Annotated in this window: 19 protein-coding genes and 2 pseudogenes; 20 read left to right on the top strand and 1 reads right to left on the bottom strand. The window is 43.9% G+C overall.

All coding sequences use genetic code 11. The features are described from left to right. The first annotated feature begins 6 nt into the window (after window positions 1-6). From ACE99V_RS08625 to ACE99V_RS08545, 17 genes are all read left to right on the top strand, one after another. Window positions 7-783, top strand: a complete 777-nt coding sequence (locus ACE99V_RS08625; RefSeq protein WP_400490666.1) for an ABC transporter permease — start codon at window positions 7-9, stop codon at window positions 781-783. A 19-nt stretch (window positions 784-802) separates the two neighbouring features. Next, window positions 803-1,540 carry an ABC transporter ATP-binding protein gene (locus tag ACE99V_RS08620; protein ID WP_400490665.1) on the top strand — a complete coding sequence of 246 codons (738 nt, stop codon included), beginning with the start codon at window positions 803-805 and terminating at the stop codon, window positions 1,538-1,540. 64 nt (window positions 1,541-1,604) lie between these two features. Further along, a complete protein-coding gene (locus ACE99V_RS08615) occupies window positions 1,605-2,678 on the top strand; it encodes a glycosyltransferase (RefSeq protein WP_400490664.1) in 1,074 nt (357 codons plus the stop codon). A 13-nt stretch (window positions 2,679-2,691) separates the two neighbouring features. After that, window positions 2,692-3,984, top strand: coding sequence for a nucleotide sugar dehydrogenase (locus ACE99V_RS08610; RefSeq protein WP_400490662.1), 1,293 nt, complete (start codon window positions 2,692-2,694; stop codon window positions 3,982-3,984). Further along, a complete protein-coding gene (locus ACE99V_RS08605) occupies window positions 3,968-5,407 on the top strand; it encodes a methyltransferase domain-containing protein (RefSeq protein ID WP_400490661.1) in 1,440 nt (479 codons plus the stop codon). Before ACE99V_RS08610 ends, ACE99V_RS08605 begins: the two co-directional genes overlap by 17 nt. A 23-nt stretch (window positions 5,408-5,430) precedes the next feature. Beyond that, window positions 5,431-8,739 (top strand): glycosyltransferase family protein, encoded by a 3,309-nt coding sequence (locus ACE99V_RS08600; protein WP_400490660.1) that lies wholly within the window; start codon window positions 5,431-5,433, stop codon window positions 8,737-8,739. Window positions 8,740-8,827: 88 nt separating this feature from the next. Further along, entirely contained in the window at window positions 8,828-11,218 is a 2,391-nt protein-coding gene (locus ACE99V_RS08595) for an alginate lyase family protein (RefSeq protein WP_400490659.1), read from the top strand. 30 nt (window positions 11,219-11,248) lie between these two features. Further along, entirely contained in the window at window positions 11,249-11,968 is a 720-nt protein-coding gene (locus tag ACE99V_RS08590) for a DUF6270 domain-containing protein (protein ID WP_400490658.1), read from the top strand. An 85-nt stretch (window positions 11,969-12,053) separates the two neighbouring features. Then, entirely contained in the window at window positions 12,054-12,797 is a 744-nt protein-coding gene (locus ACE99V_RS08585; protein WP_400490657.1) for a sugar phosphate nucleotidyltransferase, read from the top strand. Between the two features lie 13 nt (window positions 12,798-12,810). Further along, complete coding sequence (rfbC, locus tag ACE99V_RS08580; protein WP_400490656.1) at window positions 12,811-13,356, top strand: dTDP-4-dehydrorhamnose 3,5-epimerase; 546 nt, start codon at window positions 12,811-12,813, stop codon at window positions 13,354-13,356. A 14-nt stretch (window positions 13,357-13,370) separates the two neighbouring features. Continuing rightward, window positions 13,371-14,393: a dTDP-D-glucose-4,6-dehydratase RmlB gene (gene rmlB / locus ACE99V_RS08575; RefSeq protein ID WP_400490655.1), complete on the top strand. Its 1,023-nt coding sequence runs from the start codon at window positions 13,371-13,373 to the stop codon at window positions 14,391-14,393. After that, entirely contained in the window at window positions 14,394-15,257 is an 864-nt protein-coding gene (rfbD, locus tag ACE99V_RS08570; RefSeq protein WP_400490654.1) for a dTDP-4-dehydrorhamnose reductase, read from the top strand. Between the two features lie 81 nt (window positions 15,258-15,338). Next, window positions 15,339-16,205 carry a glycosyltransferase family 2 protein gene (locus ACE99V_RS08565; protein ID WP_400490653.1) on the top strand — a complete coding sequence of 289 codons (867 nt, stop codon included), beginning with the start codon at window positions 15,339-15,341 and terminating at the stop codon, window positions 16,203-16,205. Window positions 16,206-16,209: 4 nt separating this feature from the next. Next, on the top strand, window positions 16,210-17,613 hold the full coding sequence (locus ACE99V_RS08560) for an undecaprenyl-phosphate glucose phosphotransferase (RefSeq protein ID WP_400490715.1): 1,404 nt from the start codon (window positions 16,210-16,212) through the stop codon (window positions 17,611-17,613). A gap of 23 nt (window positions 17,614-17,636) precedes the next feature. Next, window positions 17,637-18,524, top strand: coding sequence for a UTP--glucose-1-phosphate uridylyltransferase GalU (gene galU, locus ACE99V_RS08555; protein WP_400490652.1), 888 nt, complete (start codon window positions 17,637-17,639; stop codon window positions 18,522-18,524). After that, a complete protein-coding gene (gene galE, locus ACE99V_RS08550; protein WP_400490651.1) occupies window positions 18,521-19,519 on the top strand; it encodes a UDP-glucose 4-epimerase GalE in 999 nt (332 codons plus the stop codon). Before galU ends, galE begins: the two co-directional genes overlap by 4 nt. After that, on the top strand, window positions 19,519-21,252 hold the full coding sequence (locus tag ACE99V_RS08545; RefSeq protein ID WP_400490650.1) for a phospho-sugar mutase: 1,734 nt from the start codon (window positions 19,519-19,521) through the stop codon (window positions 21,250-21,252). The genes galE and ACE99V_RS08545 overlap by 1 nt, the downstream gene beginning before the upstream one ends. A 633-nt stretch (window positions 21,253-21,885) precedes the next feature. Here ACE99V_RS08545 and ACE99V_RS08540 read toward each other — a convergent pair. Further along, window positions 21,886-22,017 (bottom strand): hypothetical protein, encoded by a 132-nt coding sequence (locus ACE99V_RS08540; protein WP_400490649.1) that lies wholly within the window; start codon window positions 22,015-22,017, stop codon window positions 21,886-21,888. A gap of 195 nt (window positions 22,018-22,212) precedes the next feature. On the opposite strand from ACE99V_RS08540, the gene ACE99V_RS08535 reads away from it, so the two are divergent. The 3 genes and pseudogenes from ACE99V_RS08535 to ACE99V_RS08525 form a co-directional block, all read left to right on the top strand. Then, complete coding sequence (locus tag ACE99V_RS08535; protein WP_400490648.1) at window positions 22,213-22,455, top strand: LexA family transcriptional regulator; 243 nt, start codon at window positions 22,213-22,215, stop codon at window positions 22,453-22,455. Continuing rightward, window positions 22,440-22,553, top strand: a pseudogene (locus ACE99V_RS08530) (YolD-like family protein); the annotation flags it as partial. The gene ACE99V_RS08535 and the pseudogene ACE99V_RS08530, both read left to right, overlap by 16 nt. A gap of 417 nt (window positions 22,554-22,970) precedes the next feature. Further along, window positions 22,971-23,389, top strand: a pseudogene (locus ACE99V_RS08525) (Rpn family recombination-promoting nuclease/putative transposase); the annotation flags it as partial. Between the last annotated feature and the right edge of the window lie 337 nt (window positions 23,390-23,726).

Here is a 23,726-nt window from a genome sequence, read left to right as displayed (position 1 = left end):
CTCGAGATGAATTCATATATCCAGAACATGTTCAAATATAAAGACTTGTTCTTCGAATTGGTGAAGAAAGATATCAAATTAAAATATAGGAATTCCGCTTTGGGTGTATTATGGAGCATGCTGAACCCGTTACTGATGATGGTTGTGCTAAGCATCGTATTTATGGCGCTGTTTCGCAACCATATTCCTAATTTTCCCGTATATGTGCTGATCGGGAGAATCATTTATCAATTTTTTTCTGAATCGACTAGTTTTGCCATGGATTCGATTTATGCGAACGGTCAATTAATCCGAAAGGTGTATGTTCCCAAATACTTTTTTCCGCTGTCCCGGATATGCTCATCATTCGTCACCACGGTCATCGCCTTAGTGCCGTTGGTAATAGTTATGGCCGTCACCGGATTGCCGTTTCGTTGGATCAATTTGTTGTTTGTCGTTCCATTGATTTACTTGCTGGTCATTTCAGCCGGGATTGGTCTGCTTCTGTCCTCTATCAACGTGTTTTTTAAAGATATGAAGCATTTTTACTCGATTTTGTTGTTAATCGTGATGTATATGACGCCGATCTTCTATCCGGCTTCGATCATTCCGGATAAGTATATGCCTATTATTCTGTTGAATCCGCTGTATCCGATCGTCGAAATGTTTCGCGATGTGGTCATGTATGGAGTCATGCCAGATCCGACAGCACATCTGATCTCGATTGCTTACATGGTCGTTTATGGCGGGACCGGCTTGTGGGTTTTCTACAAGACGCAGGACCGATTCATTTATCATTTGTAAAGTTGAGGTATACTGACCGATGAGCGATATAGCGATTCAGGCTTCCAATGTCACAATGAAATACAGGCTCGCTACAGAAAAAGTCGATTCTCTGAAGCACTTCTTCATCAAGAAGCTGAGAAAAGAAATTCAATATGAAGATTTCTACGCGCTGCAAGATGTCAGTTTCTCTGTCCGGAAAGGAGAAGTGTTTGGAATTATCGGCATGAACGGTGCCGGAAAAAGCACGCTGCTGAAGATTATCGCAGGTGTATTAAAACCGACATCCGGTACGGTAGTGAGGAGGGGAAGCATTGCGCCCTTAATCGAATTGGGAGCCGGATTTAACGGCGAGCTGACTGGTGCTGAGAATATTATCTTGAACGGCATGCTGCTGGGCTATTCGAAGAAATTTATTAAGGACAAGTTCGATGAAATTGTCGAATTCTCAGAACTGGGCAAGTTCATCCATACACCGTTGAAGAATTACTCCTCGGGTATGAAGGCCAGACTGGGGTTCTCCATCGCGACGGTCGTTCAGCCGGACATTCTGATCGTGGATGAAGTTCTGGCCGTAGGTGACGTCAAATTCAAGGAGAAGTCAGAGAGAAAGATCCGTTCCATGATGGAAGGCGGCACAACGGTGCTGTTTGTCTCCCACTCTTTGGGGCAAGTGGAGCAAATATGTGATAACGTGCTCTGGTTGGAACGGGGCTGTGTGAAAGAAATAGGGGCTCCAAAAGATGTGATCACCCAATTTACATGCAGCCTTACATGAGCTGCGAAAGCCCTGTCTGTTGTAAGTATTATCGACGAGCAGCTGTGATAAAGGGGGAGCGACGTTGAAAATCTTATACTTCTCGACGGTCAATTGGAAGTGGATTAAGCAGCGTCCGCATTTTATTCCCTATTATTTGTCTCAGCAAGGCCATGAAGTGGACTATTTATCTTTAAATCCGATCGGGAAGACCGTCGTCCAAAAATTGAACATGGGACGGTTGCGTGTCATAGATTCGTATGTGCTGCCATATTCGTTAAAGTTCAGGTTGATTGAGCGAATGAATATCGCCTATATTCGTTCCCGATTATCCGACAAAAAGTATGATATAGTTATCTTGACGAATCCGCTGCATCACCAATATATTCCCGAATCAATCAAATCTGACTGCATTCTTGTGTATGAATGTATGGATAATATGCCGTACTTCTATGAAGGCAGCATGAGAGATCGAATGTTGTCGGAAGAACAGAAGATGTTAGACATTGCTGATGCCGTCATTACCAGTTCGGATAAATTGAGAAGCGAACTGCAGCGCAGATCGCCTGGCAAGCAGCTAAAGATCAAAACGATCTTCAATGCGCTGGACAAAGAAACATTTGGCCGTCGTCCCATGAATATCGCGTTACAAGAGCCCAATCTGCTTTACATCGGAACGATTGGTCATTGGCTGGACTGGGATATTCTGAATCATTTTGCTGCAAACCATCCCGAATACACCATCTATTTGATCGGTCCGTTCGAGATGAAGGAGAAATTGCCGACTAATGTGGTCTGGTTAGGGACGGTACCGCATCATGAAGTCATGGATTATATTTACTCCGGAAATATCCTGTTGCTCCCATTCCGGGTCAATGAACTGACAGAAGCGGTCGATCCTGTCAAGCTCTATGAATACCTGGCGATGGATAAGCCGATAATAAGCGCCTATTGGCCGGAGCTGAACAAGTTTGCGTGCGATAATCTAAAATTTTATCGCAATTATTCCGAGTTTGAAGCGTATGCCCTGCAGTCTTATTATAAGGGTTGGATCGAGAGCACGTTGAATCAGGCGTTTATCGACCAGCATCATTGGGGCGAAAGGGTTCGCGAATATATCGAATTTATGGAATCAATACGCAGCAGAAAACAAAAGTAGAGAAGGGATAACGATGAAAATCTGTGTACTAGGACTTGGCTATATCGGACTGCCAACTGCGGCAGTGTTCTCCAACTACGGTTGTGAGGTTGTAGGGGTGGATGTCAAGCCCGATATTGTCGAGGTCTTGAACCGCGGGGAAATCCACATCGAGGAACCGGGCCTGGCAGAAATGATCAAGGCCGCCGTGAACAATAAATCGTTCCGTGCTTCCGTAACGCCAGAACAAGCGGATGTGTATATCATTGCGGTACCGACTCCGAACAAGGATGACTTCTACCTGAGCTGCGACTTGACGTATGTGCTGGCCGCATGCCGATCGATTATACCGTATCTAAAGAAAGGGAGCATTGTCATTGTGGAATCGACAATTGCGCCGCGTTCTATGGACGACTTTATTAAACCGCTGTTTGAAGAGCAAGGATTCACCATCGGTGAGGATATTTACTTGGCGCACTGCCCGGAACGTGTGTTGCCGGGTCAAATCTTGCATGAACTCGTTCACAACAACCGAATTATTGGCGGGATTACGCAGAAATGCACTGATGCGGCATCGAACGTCTATGGCTTATTTGTAAAGGGTGAAATTATCAAGACAGAGGCCAAAACGGCTGAATTGTCAAAGTGCATGGAGAACACCTATCGGGATGTCAATATCGCATTGGCCAATGAGTTGGCGAAAATTTGTTACGATTTGAACATTAACGTACTGGATGTCATCCGCATGGCCAATAAGCATCCGCGCGTGAACATACATAGTCCCGGCCCTGGGGTCGGCGGGCATTGTTTGGCTGTGGATCCATATTTCATATATGCAAAATCGCCTGAATACGCGAAGATGATCAAGTTGGCGAGAGAAACGAACAACAGCATGCCGCAGTTTGTGGTCGATATTACAAAAGACCTGCTTTCGGATATTCGTGATCCTCGCATTGCAGTGTTTGGAGTTACCTACAAAGGCAATGTTGATGATAAGAGAGAATCACCGGCGATGGCGGTTATTGAATTATTGAGAAAAGAAGGATACCAATTGGCGATTCACGATCCTCACGTCAACCATGAAGAGTTTGTCGGCTGTGAGGAAGCTGTCCAGGATGCGGACCTCCTGTTGGTATTAACGGACCATAATGAATTCAAACAGTTGAATCACGCTGAAATTGCCCAAAAGATGCGGACGCCAATGTTGTTCGACACCAAGAATGTCGTTACGCCACAACCAGGATCCGGGTTGGAAGTCATTAATTACGGAAATGCGTTTGATTATAAAAGAAACAAAAAAGGTGAATTCTATGAAATTATTGGATAAAGTTGCGGAAGCATATTATGGCCAAATGGGTGATCGCTTTGCCCGGAAAACACGAGAGAGGATCCATTGGATTTGCTCAAAGGTGCAGGGCAAGCATGTATTGGATATCGGGTGCTCACAAGGCATCACGGAAATCTTATTAGCAAGAGAAGGCAAACAAGTAGTTGGAATCGATATTGAGGAAGAGGCAATTATATACGCGAAGAATGCGATTATGAATGAAAGTGATACCGTAAAACGCAACGTCGAGTATCGGGGATGCAGCATCTTCGAATTTGAATCCGAACAAAAATTCGAAACGGTCATATTAGCTGAAGTTTTGGAGCATTTTTCATCTTCAACTTCACTGTTGGAGAGGGTTTCCAATCTGCTGACGGATGACGGAACCCTTATAGTAACGGTACCGTTTGGTATCAATGATTTTATCGACCATAAGAAAACCTATTATTTATTCAACCTACTGGAAGAGGTTGAGCCATTTTTCGAACCTACCGAAGTGAAATTCTTTGGAAAGTGGTTAGGTCTGGTTGCGCGTAAAAATACGCGTAAGCACGAGGGACGAAGCCTTTTTAGCAGAGAAATAGTTAAACAATTAGAAGACGGCTTCTACACCCTCGAAAGAGCGCTGGTTGATGATGTAGAAGCGAAGACGCAGCAAATTAGAAACCTAAATACTCAACTGACCGAAATGCGGTCGAACTTTGATCAACTGAAGCAGGAAAACGTACAATTAAAGCGTGAAAATGAGAATTTAAAGACCCGATATGATGAGATTAAGGCTCGTTACAATAAGTTAGAGCAGGATTATGATGAGACTTCGGCTCGTTACAATAAGCTAGAGCAGGATTATGATGAGGTTTTGGCTCGTTACAATAAGCTAGAGCAGGATTATGATGAGACTTCGGCTCGTTACAATAAGCTAGAGCAGGATTATGATGAGACTTCGGCTCGTTACAATAAGCTAGAGCAGGATTATGATGAGACTTCGGCTCGTTACAATAAGCTAGAGCAGGATTATGATGAGACTTCGGCTCGTTACAATAAGCTAGAGCAGGATTATGATGAGACTTCGGCTCGTTACAATAAACTAGAGCAGGATTATGACGAGCTTACGGCTCGTTACAAAAAACTAGAACGAGATAATGCCCATCTCACAGCAACGGAACATGAAATTGCAACGTACAAACAGAAGATTGCGGAACTGGAAAAAACGATTGACTCAAAAAACAAGGAGATTTTAAAAAGATTGGACAGTGAAGAGAATACCTTAAAGCAATATAAGGATGCGATTTTTGAGTATAACCAATTAGAGGCTAAATATGCCAATGTCTCGAAGAAATATAACTTACTTAGCAAGGCAAAACTGGGAAGACTGACATTGGCGTACTGGAAGTTCAGAAAGAGAATACCGGAAGATTTCTAAACCTACATCGGGAGACATGCAATATGGACCTAAGTTATATCGAACGTAAATTGCAAGAGATCTATCGTTTACGTTCCCAGATCTTTAAGGACATGAACTTGGAACATCATAATCATACTAACACCCTTAATGGGCTGCCGTTTATTACAAAGAAGTTTAAGCGCACTTTTTCATTATTAAAAGATATGAAGATAGCGTGTATTATGGATGAATTTACATATCATTCATTCGAGCCGGAATGCCAGCTGTTTCAGATTACACCCACTAATTGGCGTCAGGAACTGGAAAGCTTTAAAACCGACCTTTTTTTCCTGGAATCTGCTTGGAGAGGAATTGACAGTCTATGGAATACGAAGGTCGCTCACTTGAGCGATGAACTGATTGAGGTTCTCAACTACTGCAGAAAGAATAGTATTCCGGTTGTGTTCTGGAATAAAGAAGATCCGGTGCACTTTGAAACGTTCATTGCAACAGCGAAATATGCGGATTTCGTGTTTACAACCGACATCGATTGTATAAAAAAGTATAAGACCTTGTTAAAACATAACCGCGTTTACTTAATGCCGTTTGCAGCCCAGACAAAATATCATAATCCGGTGGAAATCTACAAGAGGGAAGACAAATACTGTTTTGCCGGTGCGTATTATAAGAGGTACCCCGATCGGGCCAGAGATCTGGAAACGTTTGTTGATACGATCACATCCATGAAGGATCTGGATATATACGATCGAAATTATTTTAACCAAGATCCAAATTATACATTCCCAAGCGCTTACAAAAAATACATTATAGGGAATCTCAAACCGGAAGAAATTGAGAAGGCTTATAAAGGCTATCGCTTTAATATCAATATGAATTCAGTGAAGCAGTCGCAAACCATGTGCGCGCGGCGGATCTTTGAATTGTTAGCTTCCAATACTGTTACGGTAAGCAATTACTCCAGAGCAATTCGAAATTTTTTGGGGGACCTTGTAGTATGTACGGATGACGGAAAACGTCTGAGGGACGAAATACAGAAATTCGATGATCCCGAATATTATTCCAAGTTCAGATTGTTAGGTTTGCGAAAGGTGCTCGCCGAGCATACGTACCGTGATCGCTTAACATTCCTGGTCGAAAAAGTGTATGTGAACCCGTTGGAAGAAAAGTCCATAAAGGTGGCGGTGATTGCCCAAGCTGACACGAAGGAAGAAGTAGAACGCGCTATTCGTCAATTTAAGCGGCAGACTTATAGGGATAAAAAGCTGTTTATCATCACAGACATCGCTGGCGATGACGTGGAGTCGGATGAAGTTCAACTGATTAACAGCTTGACGGATGATATTATTGATATCATGCAAAGTCAATATGAGTATTGGGTTTTCTTCTCCGCTCACGATTATTACGGTAAGAATTATGTTCTCGATCTTGTACTGGCATTGAAGTTTACAGAACTGCCAGTGATAACCAAAGACGCTTATTTCGCCCATCGTGATGGTTCCATTAACCGGGTTAATGGCGGTCATTCCTATCAACCGGTTGATACTGCACAGGTTCGAAAGGCGTTCATTCAAGCGAATCATTTTACTCACGAGGCCCTGAAAGAGTATGCGCAGTACATTAATGAGGGTACCATTTCGGCACCGTGCATGTCCATTGACGAATATAATTACTGCATGAACTATACCGGGGATGAGTGTGACGCTGTTGATGATCTGGTCTTGGCGGATACGGGAATCAACATGGACACTTTTTATGAGATTGTCGATCAGATCCAGCCAAGCAGCATGAATTCCAAGACTACGACATTAACCGCAGCAGATATATTCAAGCATATAGGCAAGTCCAAACAAGTATCGATGAGCAAGGACAACGACGACGTTTATGTAGATTCCCGTTTAGACGGTTGTCATGAATATCTCTATATCAATAAAGTATATCATCTTGATGAATTGAATGCTTATTCAAAATTGAATGTGTATTTGGATGTGGAGTTTTTGGCCCGTTTCTCGGTTGATATCGTTGCCATCATATTGGATAAGAACCAGAACAAGATCGGCCACATCGTTAAGCCGTGCAATCGCAATGTGACAATTGACATCGATAAACATACAAAATATATAAAATTCGGACTCAGATTATCCGGAAGAGGAATATGCAGGATTAAAGAGTTGGTGATTGGAGACATTCAGATGGATACAGGATGTTTCCTGAATAAGTCAAAAGTGCTGCTGATCACCGATAACTACCCGGATTACCAGGATTTATACCGATATGCGTTTATTCACAGCCGGTTGACTGAATACAAAAACAAAGGACAAGTCGTGGATGTGTTTAAATGCAGTGAACGCTATCCAAAGTGTTATTCCGAATTTGGCGGGATCGATGTTGCTTGCGGATATTATGAGGAAGTAAATAACGCCTTATTGTACGGCAGTTATGACACCGTGCTGATTCACTTCCTGTCGGAAACCATATGGAACGGCATCAGACACAGTATCAAAGGTAAGAAAATAATCGTGTGGGTTCATGGAGCAGAAATTCAACCATGGTGGAGAAGGGAGTATAACTACTCTACTCAACAGCAGTTAGAGAATGCCAAAAAAGACTCGGAAAAGCGACTGAGTTTCTGGCGAGAAATCTTCAATCTGGCACTAAACAAAAGTGATTATAAGTTTCACTTTGTCTTTGTTTCGGATTACTTTGCAAAAGAAGTTTTTGAAGATACACAAATCACGTTACCGGAAGAAAAATACAGCATCATCCATAACTACATTAACAGCAATCTGTTTAACTACATTGAAAAAGAAAAGGATTTGCGCAAGAAAATTTTGTCTATCCGACCTTTTGCTAACCACAAATATGCCAATGACCTTACAGTTAAGGCTATATTGGAACTATCCAAAGATCCGATTTTTAGTGAGTTGGAGTTCAGGATTATAGGCAAGGGGGAACTGTTTGAATCAACAGTAAAACCGATAAGGAAATTTAAGAATGTTTTTCTTGAGGAGAAGTTTTTAAGACAAGAGGAGATCGCTGCACTTCATAAGGAATACGGCGTCTTCTTGGTTCCCACTCGAATGGATTCCCAAGGGGTATCCAGAGATGAGGCGATGTCATCCGGGTTGGTGCCAATCACCAACAATGTCGCGGCAATACCGGAATTTGTGGATCAAGATTGCGGTATGCTTGTTGATGAGGAAGATTATCTGGGACTGGCAGAAAGTATCAAGAAGTTGTACCATGAACCCGAATTGTTTCAGCAATTATCCCGAAATGCTGCTGAACGGGTGAGACGCCAAAGTGGAATCAACAGTACCATTGTGAAAGAGATCGAGCTTATTAATATGTAACCTTTTTTATGAATAACTGAATGTATGTGGCATTCAAGTTATTCATTTTTTTCTAACTCAAATTGAAATTTTATTAAGGAGCTAAAGTATGTTGAACAGGAAAAAAATTCTGCTCATTATCGCCATTGCTATTGTAGTTGTGATAGGTTCACTCCCATTTCTAGGAACCAGTTCAGCGGCTATGAGTTTATTGAAAGTTTACGAACCGTTTTATATCGAAAATAAGCATAAGAACAAAGACTATATTCGCTTAGCTGATGAACTGATAAACCAGCATCTTATAGTAAGCGAGGATATTTCTGAGGATGTAACCTATGATATTAATCATATTGACTGGGATGTGAACGCAACATCTTCGCCTAATACGTTTTCGCTTTATCTGCATACATTAAGGCCGGTTTTTTATTTAACGAAAGCATATGTCGAAACAAATGATCCGAGATACATTCAAGCTGCAGAGAAGTTTGTTTTTTCCTGGAATGATTATGAAAAAAGTACGCAACACAAAAATCGATACACGTGGTACGACCATTCAGTGGCTGAACGCACCGAGAATTTAATATATTTTTCCATCATATACCAAACGACTGAAAATAATATGAACGGAAAAGTAGAGGATTTGATCCGCAATAACGCAGAATGGTTAATGAACGATCAAAATTATACAAAAAACCATAACCATGGAATTTTTGAAGATGGCTCGTTAATCAAGGCCGGCTATTACCTTGCAAATGAGAGTTATGTAAAGAAAGGAATAGAAAGATTAAATAAGCAGCTTCAATATGCATTTCCAAACAAGTATATTCATATCGAAAATTCGATTGGATATCATCTGGGGATTATTTCTTACATGAAAAATGTAGGTGAATTTTTGCATACGTTTAAGAATGACTATGCGAAAACGGCAATGGAATATGTTAATGGTGCATTAGATTATCTAGTATACGTGATTAAACCAAATTTGACTGTTCCGTTTTTGGGGGATACCATCGGTTCTCTAAATGGAAATTCTATCTCTGATCACTATGGGAATGAACACTTAAGTTATGTTCAAAGTAAAGGAACGGCAGGAATTAAACCGGATAAGTTGTCCAGAATCTATCAGGAGGATGGGTACGCAATATTCAGAGAACATTGGAACAGCGAAAATTATAATCAATCAACGTGGCTTTTATTTAAATCCGGGTATAATTCGAGTACCCATAAACATGCAGATGATTTATCCTTTTTGTTATATTCAAAAGGTCATGACATATTTATAGATCCTGGCATGTATAATTACATGGTGGGAAATGAAATCCATGACTATATGAACAGTAATTTTGCTCATAATACAGTGATTGTAGACGAACAATCCTATTCAATTAGTATGTTTAATTCCAGAAAAGTTGGGTTGTATGGCTATAAGAAAGAGAATGGTTATGAGGTTGTAACAGGGTTTAATAATGTTTACGACGGTGTTAATATTGATAGAAGCATTTCCTATATTAACGGGAATCACTTTTTGATTGTTGATGATATCGTTTCGAGAGAGAGACATAAATATTCGCAAGTGTTTCATCTTGCAAATGATGTTGAGCTTGTGAAGTGGAGTCGGCATGATGCCATTTTAAAAATAAAGGGAACTGATTATTATGTATTACTGCAGCAGTTAAACGGGGCAGACGATGCAAAAAAATACAGCGGTAATGAAGATCCGCATCATTTGAGTTATGTTTCAAATGGTTTGAATAAAGTTGAGGAGACGACTACGATTGCCTATCATAAATGGGATTCCAGCACCAGATTTATTACCTCCATTCGTATTGTCAAACAAGAAGAATTAGCATTTTTTGCGGAACAAAAACCAGAATATGACGGCAGCACAGTGAAGACGGGCACTATTAAGATTAAAGTGTCTTCACGTGAAAGACTTCCTAAAATGATTGTAGATGTCCAGTTTGATGGTAACCAGTCCACGATAATCAATTATGCGCAATCATCAGAGCAGCTGGCGCATAGTTTCTATCTCTTGGATAAGGAAACCGGTAAAAAATATGCCTCAAGCTCCTATTCATTTGATAACCATGCATCGTTTTCTCTGGAAAAAGGGAAATCCTATGCAGTTATTGGCTATATGAGAAACAAAGCTAAAGAAACTTCAAAGAAATTAATCGGATTTATAGAGGATCAAGGAGGGAAGTTTATTTTCAAGGAGGTTCCGTTCAATAAGCAGGAGCCGGTGGTAACAGGAAATTCAGCGCAAAAGGTTTCTAATAATACCTATGAATTTAAAGTCAATATTTCAAATATAAATAAAATCAATTCTAGGTGGTATATATACAAAGATGGTGCTAGCTATGACTTTATCGCGAATCAAAGCGATCGTCTCGAATATACCTTTAAAGAACCTGGGGTCTATACATGTATTTATAGAATAAATGACGTGTATTTTGGTGAAGTTGAGTACAATCATTTCAAAGGAATTGTTATTCAGTGAAAAGATGGGGAATTATAAGGAGAGTTTAACATGCCAAATTTTTTTATTCTCGGAAGTTGCGTAACTCGTGATATTTTTCGAGTAGCAGACATTAAATGTTCGATTCATTATTTTGCAAGGACGTCATTAATCAGCTTGGTGTCCAATCCAATTCCTATAAATGACGACATGTTGAAACTGGACTCCGAATTTCAAAAACGTATGGTTCTTCAAGACTTCCATAAAAACTTCTTTGATGAACTTGCCAAGACAAGCTTTGATTATTTATTGTTAGATTTCATTGATGAACGCTTTGACTTATATCGAGTTATCCGCAGCTATATAACCCGCTCAAACGAATTGGTCAACTCAAAAGTAATGGAATCTTCCTTTAAGGATTTCGAACAAATTCGGAGACAGCAGGAAACAACACATTTACTGTGGGAACAGGCATGCCTTACGTTTATTCAAAAACTTACGGAAATTGTATCGGCAAGCAAAGTGATATTGCATGAAGCCTATTGGTCAGAACAATATTGGGATCATCAGGAATTAAAGCACTTTCCGGATAATATGCTGCCGGGTATCAAGCGAATGAATGATATGCTGCGTCGGTATCACTCTTTTTTTAAGCAGAATCTTCCGGGAATTCATGTTATTTCGGGAACGAGTTACGGAGACTCTCAGCATATTTGGGGACTTAGTCCTTACCACTATCACGACGAGTATTACAAAACATTGTATAACCAAATTCATGATATTGCATTGTGAGCCAATAAGGCTCTCTTTTTCTACGGGGAGAAGATGTCGAATTAGTAACATGACTCATGGTATAAGGATCTAATGGAGGGATTTTATGAAAGGCATAATCCTCGCAGGAGGGACAGGATCCCGTTTATATCCGTTGACGAAGGTCACGAACAAGCACTTGCTGCCAGTAGGAAAATACCCGATGATATTCCATGCCATATTCAAATTGAAGGAAGCAGATATCTGCGATATTCTCGTTGTAACGGGTAAAGAGCATATGGGAGATGTCGTAAGTCTGCTAGGTAGCGGAAGCGATCTGGGGGTTTCTTTCACGTATAAGGTACAGGACGAAGCGGGCGGAATTGCCCAGGCTCTGGGCTTGGCGGAGCACTTTGTGGGACAGGACCAAATGGTGGTTATTCTCGGTGACAATGTGTTTTCCGACAGTATTGTGCCATATGTTCAAAACTTCAAAGAGCAGCAAACAGGCGCGAAAATCCTTATCCAGAAAGTACCCGATCCGCAGCGATATGGGGTCCCCCAACTGGAGGGTGATAAGATCATATCTATTGAGGAGAAGCCAAAGCAGCCGAAGAGCAGTTATGCCGTGACCGGTATTTACATGTACGATAGCAAGGTGTTTGATATCATTAAGACATTGAAACCGTCCAACCGCGGAGAATTTGAAATCACGGACGTTAATAATGCCTATATTCAAAAGAATGAGCTTACTTATAACATCCTCAAGGGATGGTGGACGGATGCCGGAACCCATGCTTCGCTGACCAGAGCCAACGAATTGGCTAAAGATCTGGTTTACGGAGAAGAGTTTGGCAAATTAAAGCTGTAAGCAGGTGTAGCTTATGAATATGATTGAAACCAAAATATGTGGTGTTTATATCATCGAACCTGCTGTTTTCGAGGACAACCGCGGTTTTTTCATGGAAAGTTATAGTTCTCGAAAGTTTCAGGAATTTGGAATTGATTTTCCCTTTGTGCAAGACAACCATTCCCTTTCTGTTGAGACTGGTGTGATTCGGGGACTACATTATCAGCTAAATCCGAAGGCACAGACCAAACTCGTCCGTGTTGTTGCAGGAGCCATTTATGATGTGGTAGTAGATATACGTAAAAGTTCGCCAACTTTCGGAAAATGGGTAGGAGTGATTCTTAGCGCGGAGAACAAACGCCAGTTGTTGGTACCGCGTGGATTTGCCCACGGGTTTTGTACCCTGGTTTTAAATACGGAAGTGGTTTATAAAGTAGACGAATACTATTCGCCGGAGCATGATCGCGGAATTTTGTGGAACGATCCCGACTTGGGGATTGATTGGCCGACCTCTGCTCCGATTCTTTCTGAAAAAGATCAGCGTAACCCTCGCCTGAGAGACGCGGAGATCAATTTTTAAGGGGAGGACTTTCCGTGAAAATCCTTGTTACCGGTGGCGCCGGATTTATTGGCAGCAATTTTCTTCACTACATGGTGAAAAAGTATCCGGATTATCAATTTGTCAATCTGGATGCCTTAACCTATGCGGGAAATCTGGAAAACTTGCGGCAAGTGGAGAACGAACCAAACTACGAGTTCGTACTGGGAGACATTACGGATCGGGAACTGGTCAGTTCTATCGTTTCCCAGGGAGTAGACGTCATTGTCAACTTTGCCGCTGAATCCCACGTTGACCGCAGCATCACGGAGCCGGATGTGTTCGTCAAAACCAATATCATGGGGACACAAGTGCTTCTCGATGCAGCCAAACAATTCGGAATCCGAAAATTTGTACAGATATCTACAGATGAAGTATACGGCGCGATAGGAGCAACCGGTCAGTTTTCCGAAACGTCGCCGCTTGCCCCCAACAGCCCGTACTCTGCGAGCAAAGCCGGCGCCGACATGCTGGTGCGCGCGTACCATGAGACATACGGCCTGCCCGTGAATATCACACGTTGCTCCAACAACTACGGGCCGTACCACTTTCCGGAAAAGCTGATTCCGCTGATGATTATCAACGCTTTGCACGACAAAGAGCTGCCCGTGTACGGTGACGGATTGAACGTGCGCGACTGGTTGCATGTAGAAGATCATTGTTCCGCCATCGATCTCGTGATTCATAAAGGGAAAGCGGGTGAAGTGTACAACGTCGGCGGCAATAATGAACGGACAAACATTGAGATTGTCAAACGGATTCTGGCGGAGTTGGGGAAACCGGAAAGCCTCATCCGGTATGTAACGGATCGCCCCGGTCACGATCGGAGGTACGCCATAGATGCGACAAAGCTGCGTACGGAGCTGGAATGGAAGCCGAAGTACACCTTTGATACCGGTATCGTGGAAACAATCAGATGGTATCTTGAGCATCGCAGCTGGTGGGAGAGAATCATCAGCGGCGAGTATCGCCATTATTATGAGCGCCAGTACAAACAGCGCCTGGAAGAGGTCATATAGATGAAGGTACTGATTACGGGAGGAAAGGGTCAGCTTGGCGTTGATGCAGCATCCGTTTTTCAGCAGCGTGGTTGGGAAGTGTTCGTGTTCGGCAGAGACAGGCTGGACGTCACAAAAGGCGAGCAGGTGATGGAGGTTGTAGAATCTGTTCGCCCTGACGTTGTGATTCATGCGGCTGCCTATACGCAGGTTGACCAGGCGGAACAGGATGTTGACTCTGCCTATCTGGTGAATGCCTACGGGACCCGAAATGTTGCTGTCGCATCGGAGAAAGTGAAGGCGAAGCTGGTTTACATTAGTACCGATTACGTATTTGACGGAACCGGTATAGACCCGTACAATGAGTTTGCTCCAACCAACCCGCAGTCAGTGTATGGGAAAAGCAAGCTGGCGGGTGAATCGTTTGTCAGGGAATTGTCCAGCCGATTCTTTATAGTCAGGACGTCCTGGGTATATGGCTTGTACGGAAACAACTTTGTCAAAACCATGCTGAAGCTGGCAAAAGAGCGGAATGAACTGTCGGTTTTGTACGATCAGGTGGGATCCCCTACCTATACGGTAGATCTGGTTTGCTTCCTGGAGGAATTGGCGAGTACCGAACTCTATGGCACGTACCACGCATCCAACTCAGGGCAGTGCTCCTGGTATGAATTTGCGAAGGCCATTTTTGAAGAAGCGGGGCTAAACCATGTCATTGTTCATCCGGTAACAACGGAACAATTGAAACGGCCCGCGCCGCGCCCGGCTTTTTCTGTGATGGACCATATGTCTATCCGGTTAAACGGCTTGCAGCATCTCCGGCCCTGGAGAGAAGCGTTACGCGAATTTTTGGAACAACTTCACGATAACGGACTGGATCAATGATCCCAGTCCGTTTTTTTATTAAAACAGTTTGTAAAACCATGGTATAATAACTCATGATGTCGAATCTTTGGAGCTAGGAAAATGGATCTAAGTATTGTCATTGTGAATTACAATACATGCAAACTGACGTGTGATGCCATACAGTCCGTACTTCGGTCAGACACGTCTTGCAGGTATGAAATCATCGTGGTTGACAATCACTCGTCAGATGATTCCATAGACACCATCTCCAGATTATTTCCGGAAGTAATACTGATTGGAAATGCCGCAAACGTCGGATTTGCACGCGCAAACAACCAGGCAATCCGGATGGCCAGCGGCAGGTACATACTGCTCCTGAATTCTGATACCGTCATTCAGCCGGATACGATTCAGGTCATGGTGTCTTTTATGGACCAACATCCTGAAGTAGGGGCGAGCGGTTGCAAGGTCGTGCTCCCGGATGGCAGACTGGATAAGGCGTGCCGACGTGGTTTTCCGACGCCTGTGGCCTCTTTCTATTACCTTTCCGGCCTATCCCGGCTTTTTCCCAAAAGCGCTCGATTGAATCAGTACCAGCTCACCCATCTTGACCCGGACGAATCGTACCCTGTCGATTGTCTGGTTGGCGCGTTCATGATGGTCAGAAGGGAGACCATTGATCAGGTTGGTTTGCTGGATGAGGATTTCTTTATGTACGGAGAAGATGTCGACTGGTGCTACCGGATCAAACAAGCAGGCTGGGTCATCTACTACTATCCCCATACGTTGATTACTCACTACAAAGGGGCAAGCAGCAGACGAAAACCGCTAAAAATTATTTATGAATTTCATCGGGCGATGTACTTGTTCCATAAAAAACACTACCGGCAAAAGTATTCGTGGCTGACAAATGCCGTTGTGTATCTGGGGATCAGTTTGAAATTACTCTTGTCTCTCATTCAAAACAAATGGACGCGAATTGGGTGATCAGATGATACGGAATAATCAAAGATTCTTGTCGCAGCTATACGCGATATTCGATCTTATCATAATTCAGCTTGTTTTTCTGTTCTCTTGGTGGCTCAAATTTGATCTGTTTGCTACGGGAGAGGCACATTTACCGTTTGGAACGTATTTTCTCTGGAGTTTCATATACGGTTTAATCGTCAATTCGATTGGGTTTCTTATCGGCTTTTATTCTTCCAAACGGAAAAAAAGCTTCTCGTATGAGGCATTTAAGAGCATACAAGTGCATATGACAAGCATGTTGATTCTGCTTAGTCTTCTCTTCCTCATAAAAGAGATAGATTTCTCACGATCTTTCCTGTTTATTTTTATGGCTAACAATATACTGTTTATGGGGTTGTATCGGTATATTGTCAAGATTTTACTCAAAATGTTTCGAAAAAAGGGATACAACAAGCAGTTCATTCTTATCTTGGGAGCGGGTTCCGTCGGGAGAAGATTTCATCAAACGGTTGCGGAGCATCCCGAGCTTGGCTTTGAAGTAATCGGCTTTCTGGATGATTTTCGTACAGAACACGAACCTACATACAGCAGTTTCAAACCAGTTATTGGGAAAATCGACAACCTTGAGACGATCCTTCAAAACCATCTGATTGACGAGGTGATCATCGCCTTGCCATTGGATGCACATAAAAAATACCGGAACATTATCGACGCTTGTGAAAAAGCGGGAGTAAGAACCCTCATCATCCCAGATTTCTTTGACTTCCTTCCGACAAGGCCGTACATCGATAACTTTGCGGACATTCCGCTGATTAATGTTCGTGACATTCCTCTCGATGAACTGCGAAACCGGATGTTTAAACGCATGTTTGATATTGCTTTTTCGCTTGTCGCCATTATCCTTACGCTCCCCCTGATGGTAATGATTGCTGTGGGAATCAAGTTGACATCGCCGGGTCCAATCATTTTCAAACAGGAGCGGGTCGGAATGAACCGGCGCACGTTTATGATGTACAAGTTTCGTACCATGAAAGTGTTAAGTCAGGAGATTTCCGATACCCAATGGACGACGGCGAACGATCCGCGAAAAACGAAATTTGGTAGTTTCTTGCGTAAGACCAGTCTGGACGAACTGCCTCAGTTTTTTAACGTACTTAAGGGCGATATGAGTGTTGTTGGCCCACGGCCGGAGCGCCCGTATTTTGTGGAACAGTTTAAAGAAGAGGTACCGAAGTATATGGTAAAGCATCATGTGCGACCAGGTATCACCGGTTGGGCACAGGCCAATGGACTACGAGGCGATACGTCGATTGAGGATCGCATTCTTCATGATATTTTTTACATTGAGAACTGGACGTTGTTGTTTGATATAAAAATTATCTTTAAGACGATTGTAAACGGGTTTGTCAATAAAAATGCGTATTAAATCTCCATGTTTCGGGAGGAAAAATGATTAAAAAAGCAATCATACCTGCTGCCGGATTGGGGACTCGTTTTCTTCCTGCAACAAAAGCACAGCCAAAAGAAATGCTTCCTATTGTAGATAAACCTACCATTCAATACATCGTGGAAGAAGCAATCGCTTCCGGAATCGAGGATATCATCATCGTAACCGGACGAAATAAAAGAGCGATAGAGGATCACTTTGATAGATCGATTGAGCTAGCGGTAACCCTCCAGGAACGAAAAGAGAAACATCTACTGGAGATCGTTGATGGTATCTCCACTATGGTCGACATCCACTACATTCGCCAGAAGGAACCCCTCGGCTTGGGCCATGCTGTCTATTGTGCGCGCAAGTTTATCGGGAATGAGCCGTTTGCTGTTCTTCTGGGAGATGACATTATACATAGTGAAACTCCATGCTTAAAACAAATGATCGACGTTTATCAGCGTGAGCAAAAATCTGTTATCGGTGTTCAACGCGTCGATTGGAAAGATACCGGAAAATATGGAATCGTTACACCGGGCATGCAAATCGGCAACGACATAGAAGTAATTGATCTTGTAGAGAAGCCAAAAACGAACCCTCCATCGAATCTTGCCGTCATGGGAAGGTATATTCTTGAACCACAGATCTTTGACTACCTGGCACAAACCATACCGGGAGCGGGCGGAGAAATCCAACTGACCGATGCCTTAAAAGAGCTTGCCAAAGATTACGGAATGATTGCTCTGGAGTTTGAAGGAAAGCGTTATGACGTAGGGGACAAGCTGGGCTTCCTTCAGGCAACGGTGGAATTTGCCTTGAGTCGCGACGATTTGCGACTTGATTTCCATGAGTATTTACTTTCACTATTTGAACAGATGAGCATAAAGACCGGGGGAAGTAAATGAATACCGTACTAGTCACTGGCGGAGCGGGATATATAGGCAGTCATACTGTTAAGGTTTTGGTAGAGAAGGGAATGGATGTTGTCGTTTTAGACAGTCTCGTAACCGGACATCGAAAGGCAGTTCCACCTCATGTTACTTTCTATCAAGGAGACATCGCCGATACTGATTTGGTAACCAGCATTGTCAACCAGCATGCCGTAGATGCAGTCATTCACTTTGCTGCCCGTAGCCTTGTTGGTGAATCCGTGGTGAAGCCTGATCTGTATTTCTATGAAAATACAGCGAAAACAATTCGATTGTTTTCCACTCTGGTAGAACAAGGTGTGAAAAAGGTCGTCATTTCTTCCACTGCTGCGGTGTATGGAATTCCGCAAGACATACCGATACTGGAAGGTGCACCAACCTCCCCAATTAACCCATACGGCCTTTCAAAACTGATGATCGAACAAGCCATGTATTGGCTGGATCACGCTTACGGGCTTCGGTGGGTCGCTTTGCGTTATTTTAATGCAGCTGGTGCTTCACTTGACGGCAGCATTGGAGAAGATCATGCGCCGGAAACGCATTTAATTCCATTGGTATTACAGACTGCTTTAGGTCAAAGGCCAGCCGTTCAGATTTTTGGTACAGATTACGGCACCCCAGATGGCACATGCATTCGAGACTATGTACATGTGCTAGATCTGGCAGAAGCTCATTATCTGGCGGTAAAAGCGCTTGATGCCGGATTACAGAGCCGATCTTTTAATGTGGGGACAGGACATGGGTATTCCGTTCGAGAGGTAATCGAAACGGCCCGAAGAGTGACAGAAAAGCAGATTAATACCGTGGAAACGGATCGGAGAGCGGGTGATCCCGCTGTTTTAGTAGCAAGAGTGGATGATATTAAACAGATGCTTGGCTGGCAACCGCGCTACAGTGATTTGGAAACCATGATTGCATCAGCGTGGAAATGGCACGCCAAGCATCCGAATGGTTATATCAGGGGGTTCTGATGAACGTACTACAGACGTACCAGGAATGGATGACTATTCCATTCGTAGATGAGGATACCAAAGCAGAACTTCGCTCCATTTCAGATCAACCACAAGAAATTGAAGATCGCTTTTACAAATATCTGGAATTTGGCACCGGTGGCATGCGTGGAGTGTTAGGAGCGGGAACGAATCGGATTAATCGCTATACCATTCGACGTGCTACGCAAGGTCTTGCCAACTACATTGCGAGCTTCGGAGAACAAGCGAAGGCAAAAGGCGTCGTCATTGCGTACGATTCCCGCCATCAGTCGGAATTGTTGGCGGAAGAAACGGCTTGTACATTGGTGGCCAACGGGATTCAAGTATACCTATTTGAAAACCTTCGGCCAACACCGGAGCTTTCCTTTGCCGTCCGCCATTTGCATGCGCAGGCCGGGATCGTAATTACCGCCAGTCATAATCCTCCCGAATACAATGGCTACAAAGTATATTGGGAGGATGGGGGGCAGATTGCCTCTGATATTGCTGCGGTAATCATCAACGAGATTAACCGTATTCCTTCTTTTGAGCAGATTCAGTATCTCTCTCGTGCAGAGGCGGAGAAGACAGGTTTGCTGAACATGATCGGTGACGCAGTAGACCGAGTATACCTGGATCAGTTGAAGAGTATTTGTGTGCACCCGGAGAGTGTGAAAGAAACTGCTTCGTCCTTTTCCATTGTCTACACTCCGCTGCATGGAGCAGGTGGCATGCTTGTCCAACAGATTTTGCGGGAGATCGGATTTCAGCACGTATTTGTTGTACCGGAACAAGAGAAGCCGGATCCAGATTTTAGGACAGTACCATCGCCGAATCCGGAGGAGAAAGAAGCATTTCAACTGGCGATCACTCTTGCACAAGAAAAACAAGCCGATGTCGTGATCGCGACCGATCCTGACTGTGATCGTGTCGGAGTGGTCGTGCACGACAAATTGGGAGTTTACCAGTTCTTGACGGGAAATCAAATAGGGGCGTTGTTGCTGGAGTATCTATTATCCGGCAAAGCGGATCAGGGGTTGCTTTCGCCTAAGTCCACAATGATCACCACGATTGTCACGAGCGAGTTAGGCCAGGCGGTTGCCGCAAACTACGGAGTCGACACAATCAAGACATTGACGGGATTCAAATACATTGCCGAACAGATCCGTCTGTTTGAAGAGCGCAAGCACCGGGAGTTTGTTTTCGGTTACGAAGAAAGTTATGGCTATCTTGCTGATCCTTTTGTCCGCGAGAAAGACGCGGTAATGGCTTCGATGCTGATTTGTGAAATGGCTGCCTTTTACAAAAAGCAAGGGAAGACATTGATTGATGTTTTACACCAGCTGTACGAACAACATGGGTACTATCTGGAGGCGCTGGAATCCCGTACATTAAAAGGCAAGGATGGATTGGAGCGCATCCAATCGATTATGAACGACTGGCGTTCCACACCGCCAAACAACATAGGAGCTGGCAGAATCGTAGAAGTGCGTGATTATGCATTACAAGTTGCGGTTGATTTTTACAGTGGAAAAGAAACGGCTATCGCCATGCCAAAAGAGAATGTTCTGCAGTACCGTTTTAAGGATGGGTCATGGTTCTGTTTGCGCCCCTCCGGAACGGAACCCAAACTAAAGGTGTATTTTTCTGTAAAAGGATTGAGTAAGGCTGAAGCTGAAAGGCGTCTGGAAGAAATAAAGAGCCATGTGATGAACAGGATCGACTCTTTCTAACCGATGCGTAGCTGAAAGGTAAATGAGGGGGGAATTTGTCCCTCCTTATTTGCTAACCGATAGTAATTAATGCAGCCATCCATAGCCTGTTTTTGATTCTCTTCCATGATAGCTCCACAAACCTTGCAGCTTATGGACCGCTGCTCGAAAGGCCATTCACGAAATGGGATAGGGAACACCGACTGACATCTGTGGCATTGAATCTCAATAAGGATCAACAGAATCACCTCTTACCTAATTGTACCATAAAACCATGTCTTCCCTGAGTATGGTTCCAAGCAATATTCAATCCCTTTATTAAACATGTCGAAATAATGGCTTGTCCATTATAAAGGGGAAAGTACACTGTCACCACCCGAAAGCTGTCGAAAGGGTCTGTCTCGAAGGAGGCAGGCTCTTTCCATTTGTTCGGAACTCACTGCAAAACCCTTCCTGCTCTCACAGCAAAACCCTAGGGATCACAAGCGGAAAGGCGCAGTTCAGGAGAGTCAACAGGAGAGTGCCTTTTTCTTTCTGGTCCCCTCACTTGTGGATTGGTGCCTGTCACCACCCGAATTATGTCGAAAGGTTCTGTCTCGAAAGAGGCAGGCTCTTTCTTCTCTTTAAAAAATAAAAGAGTCCACGTTTGGACTCTTACCCCCCATACCTCTCCAGAAAATCCTCTACGGCTTTATTGACTACATCTTTTACGGTGTAACCGGTACTGTTTACGAACCCCGTCAATCGTTCCGACAGCTGCGCCTGGATCTGCACGGTCTTAGTCACAGCCGGTCCCCTGTACCGTTTCATATGCAGCGGTTGCGGCCGGTCAGTGACCATGTTCAAGAGCTTGTCCTTGTGTCGAACACCTAAAGGCATTGATGCTTGTAGAAAATGGCTCGGATATATCCGGACTGGTGGCGGATAAAAAGTTGAAACGTGCCGTCAATGATTTGTGCCGACTGGGATGGGTGAAGCCCCGTGCTCACAAACATTGAGCGAAAAGTACTTCGGATTATCGCCAACTTTTCAGTGGGACGCCGGCGCACACCGACCATTGACGAATTATGTGTAAAGACTGGGCGCAGTCGCAGCGGCATGATGGAGGTTCTGGAGGCACTTGCCCGTGAGGAATCTATCAAATGGGAGCGATCCAGACCGAACGACATCACCCTACTCGAGGCTTGGGAAAGAAAGGAGCCGATCAGATGGCAAGCAAGATAGAGAATTTATTCGGATCAAGTCGCTTCGTTTTACCTGAGCATCGGGAGCTGTATCTGCAACTCAAGGAGGACGACAAACTGGTACCTCAACCGATGCTAGGGGATTGGTGCCTGTCACCACCCGAAAAATGTCGAAAGGGTCTGTCTCGAAGGAGGCAGGCTCTTTCCATTTGTTCGGAACTCACTGCAAAACCCTTCCTGCTCTCACTGCAAAACCCTAGGGATCACAAGTGGACAGGCGCAGTTCAGGAGAGTCAACAGGAGAGTGCCTTTTTCCTTCTGGTCCCCTCACTGAAGAATATAAAGAATGCAGTCAGAAGCCCTCTTCCCCGCCCACGTTTTCCCTTTCCCCTCACTTTTTTTCTTCACGCTATCCCAGCCGTAATGACCGTAAAATCAAACATATATTATTCCCTTGATCTCGGATAGAAAGGAGGTTCCAGCAGGAGTGTCGAACACGCATTCCAGTGGTATAATGGTAGTACAGACTAAGAACGGAGAAGGGAGAGTGATGGCGTGACCAAGCTAATGGAGTTGAAGATCGACTTCGCTTTCAAGCAGGTGTTTGGCAAAGCGGGGAACGAACCGATTCTCCTTGCCTTTCTGAATGCCGCGCTCCAACTGCCGAAGGAAAAGCGGATCACTTCGGTGGAAATCCTCAACCCCGAAATCAGTCGGGATCACATCGAAGACAAGGCATCCGTGCTGGACGTCCACGCTAAAACGGAACAGGGTGAGCACGTCAACATCGAGATTCAGCTGGAAAACAGGTTCGACATAGAAAACTTGGCGATAGCCTAGCGTAAGCGACGGCAGAGCCATAGTTGCACTTGTGTCTAACCAGAATGCCAGTGCATTCTGGTTAGACCATGGAAAAGCGTACCCTGTACTACTGGTCACGCATCTTCTCTGCTCAGATGCAAAAGGGAATGCCGTAAGGATTAGGTGCCTGTCACCACCCGAAAAATGTCGAAAGGGTCTGTCTCGGAAGAGGCAGGCTCTTTCTTTTTTGATTGGCAACTGACTGCAAAACTCTTTAGAAACTCGCTGAAAATCGAGACTAATCATACTCATCTTGATTACCACCCATTCCCAACAAGGAACCTCTCCATTCCCCTCTCACTACAAACTATAAAGAATGCAGTCAGAAGCCCTCTTCCCCGCCCACGTTTTCCCTTTCCCCTCACTTTTTTCCTCACGCCATCCCAGCCGTAATGACCGTAAAATCAAACATATATTATTCCCTTGATCTCGGAAAGAAAGGAGGTTCCA

The sequence above is a fragment of the Brevibacillus soli genome (assembly GCF_044759095.2).
Lineage (GTDB): Bacteria > Bacillota > Bacilli > Brevibacillales > Brevibacillaceae > JBIYSM02.
Note: the sequence above shows the minus strand (reverse complement) of the source record. Positions and strands in the feature narration are given on the sequence as shown.

Excerpts from the sequence above, each read along its gene's own strand:
- ACE99V_RS08600 (WP_400490660.1), top strand. The coding sequence starts at position 5,431 with ATGGACCTAAGTTATATCGAACGTAAATTGCAAGAGATCTATCGTTTA.
- ACE99V_RS08610 (WP_400490662.1), top strand. The coding sequence starts at position 2,692 with ATGAAAATCTGTGTACTAGGACTTGGCTATATCGGACTGCCAACTGCG.
- ACE99V_RS08585 (WP_400490657.1), top strand. The coding sequence starts at position 12,054 with ATGAAAGGCATAATCCTCGCAGGAGGGACAGGATCCCGTTTATATCCG.
- rfbD (WP_400490654.1), top strand. The coding sequence starts at position 14,394 with ATGAAGGTACTGATTACGGGAGGAAAGGGTCAGCTTGGCGTTGATGCA.
- ACE99V_RS08605 (WP_400490661.1), top strand. The coding sequence starts at position 3,968 with ATGAAATTATTGGATAAAGTTGCGGAAGCATATTATGGCCAAATGGGT.
- rfbC (WP_400490656.1), top strand. The coding sequence starts at position 12,811 with ATGAATATGATTGAAACCAAAATATGTGGTGTTTATATCATCGAACCT.
- ACE99V_RS08590 (WP_400490658.1), top strand. The coding sequence starts at position 11,249 with ATGCCAAATTTTTTTATTCTCGGAAGTTGCGTAACTCGTGATATTTTT.
- ACE99V_RS08595 (WP_400490659.1), top strand. The coding sequence starts at position 8,828 with ATGTTGAACAGGAAAAAAATTCTGCTCATTATCGCCATTGCTATTGTA.
- ACE99V_RS08625 (WP_400490666.1), top strand. The coding sequence starts at position 7 with ATGAATTCATATATCCAGAACATGTTCAAATATAAAGACTTGTTCTTC.
- galE (WP_400490651.1), top strand. The coding sequence starts at position 18,521 with ATGAATACCGTACTAGTCACTGGCGGAGCGGGATATATAGGCAGTCAT.
- galU (WP_400490652.1), top strand. The coding sequence starts at position 17,637 with ATGATTAAAAAAGCAATCATACCTGCTGCCGGATTGGGGACTCGTTTT.
- ACE99V_RS08565 (WP_400490653.1), top strand. The coding sequence starts at position 15,339 with ATGGATCTAAGTATTGTCATTGTGAATTACAATACATGCAAACTGACG.
- ACE99V_RS08620 (WP_400490665.1), top strand. The coding sequence starts at position 803 with ATGAGCGATATAGCGATTCAGGCTTCCAATGTCACAATGAAATACAGG.
- ACE99V_RS08545 (WP_400490650.1), top strand. The coding sequence starts at position 19,519 with ATGAACGTACTACAGACGTACCAGGAATGGATGACTATTCCATTCGTA.
- ACE99V_RS08560 (WP_400490715.1), top strand. The coding sequence starts at position 16,210 with ATGATACGGAATAATCAAAGATTCTTGTCGCAGCTATACGCGATATTC.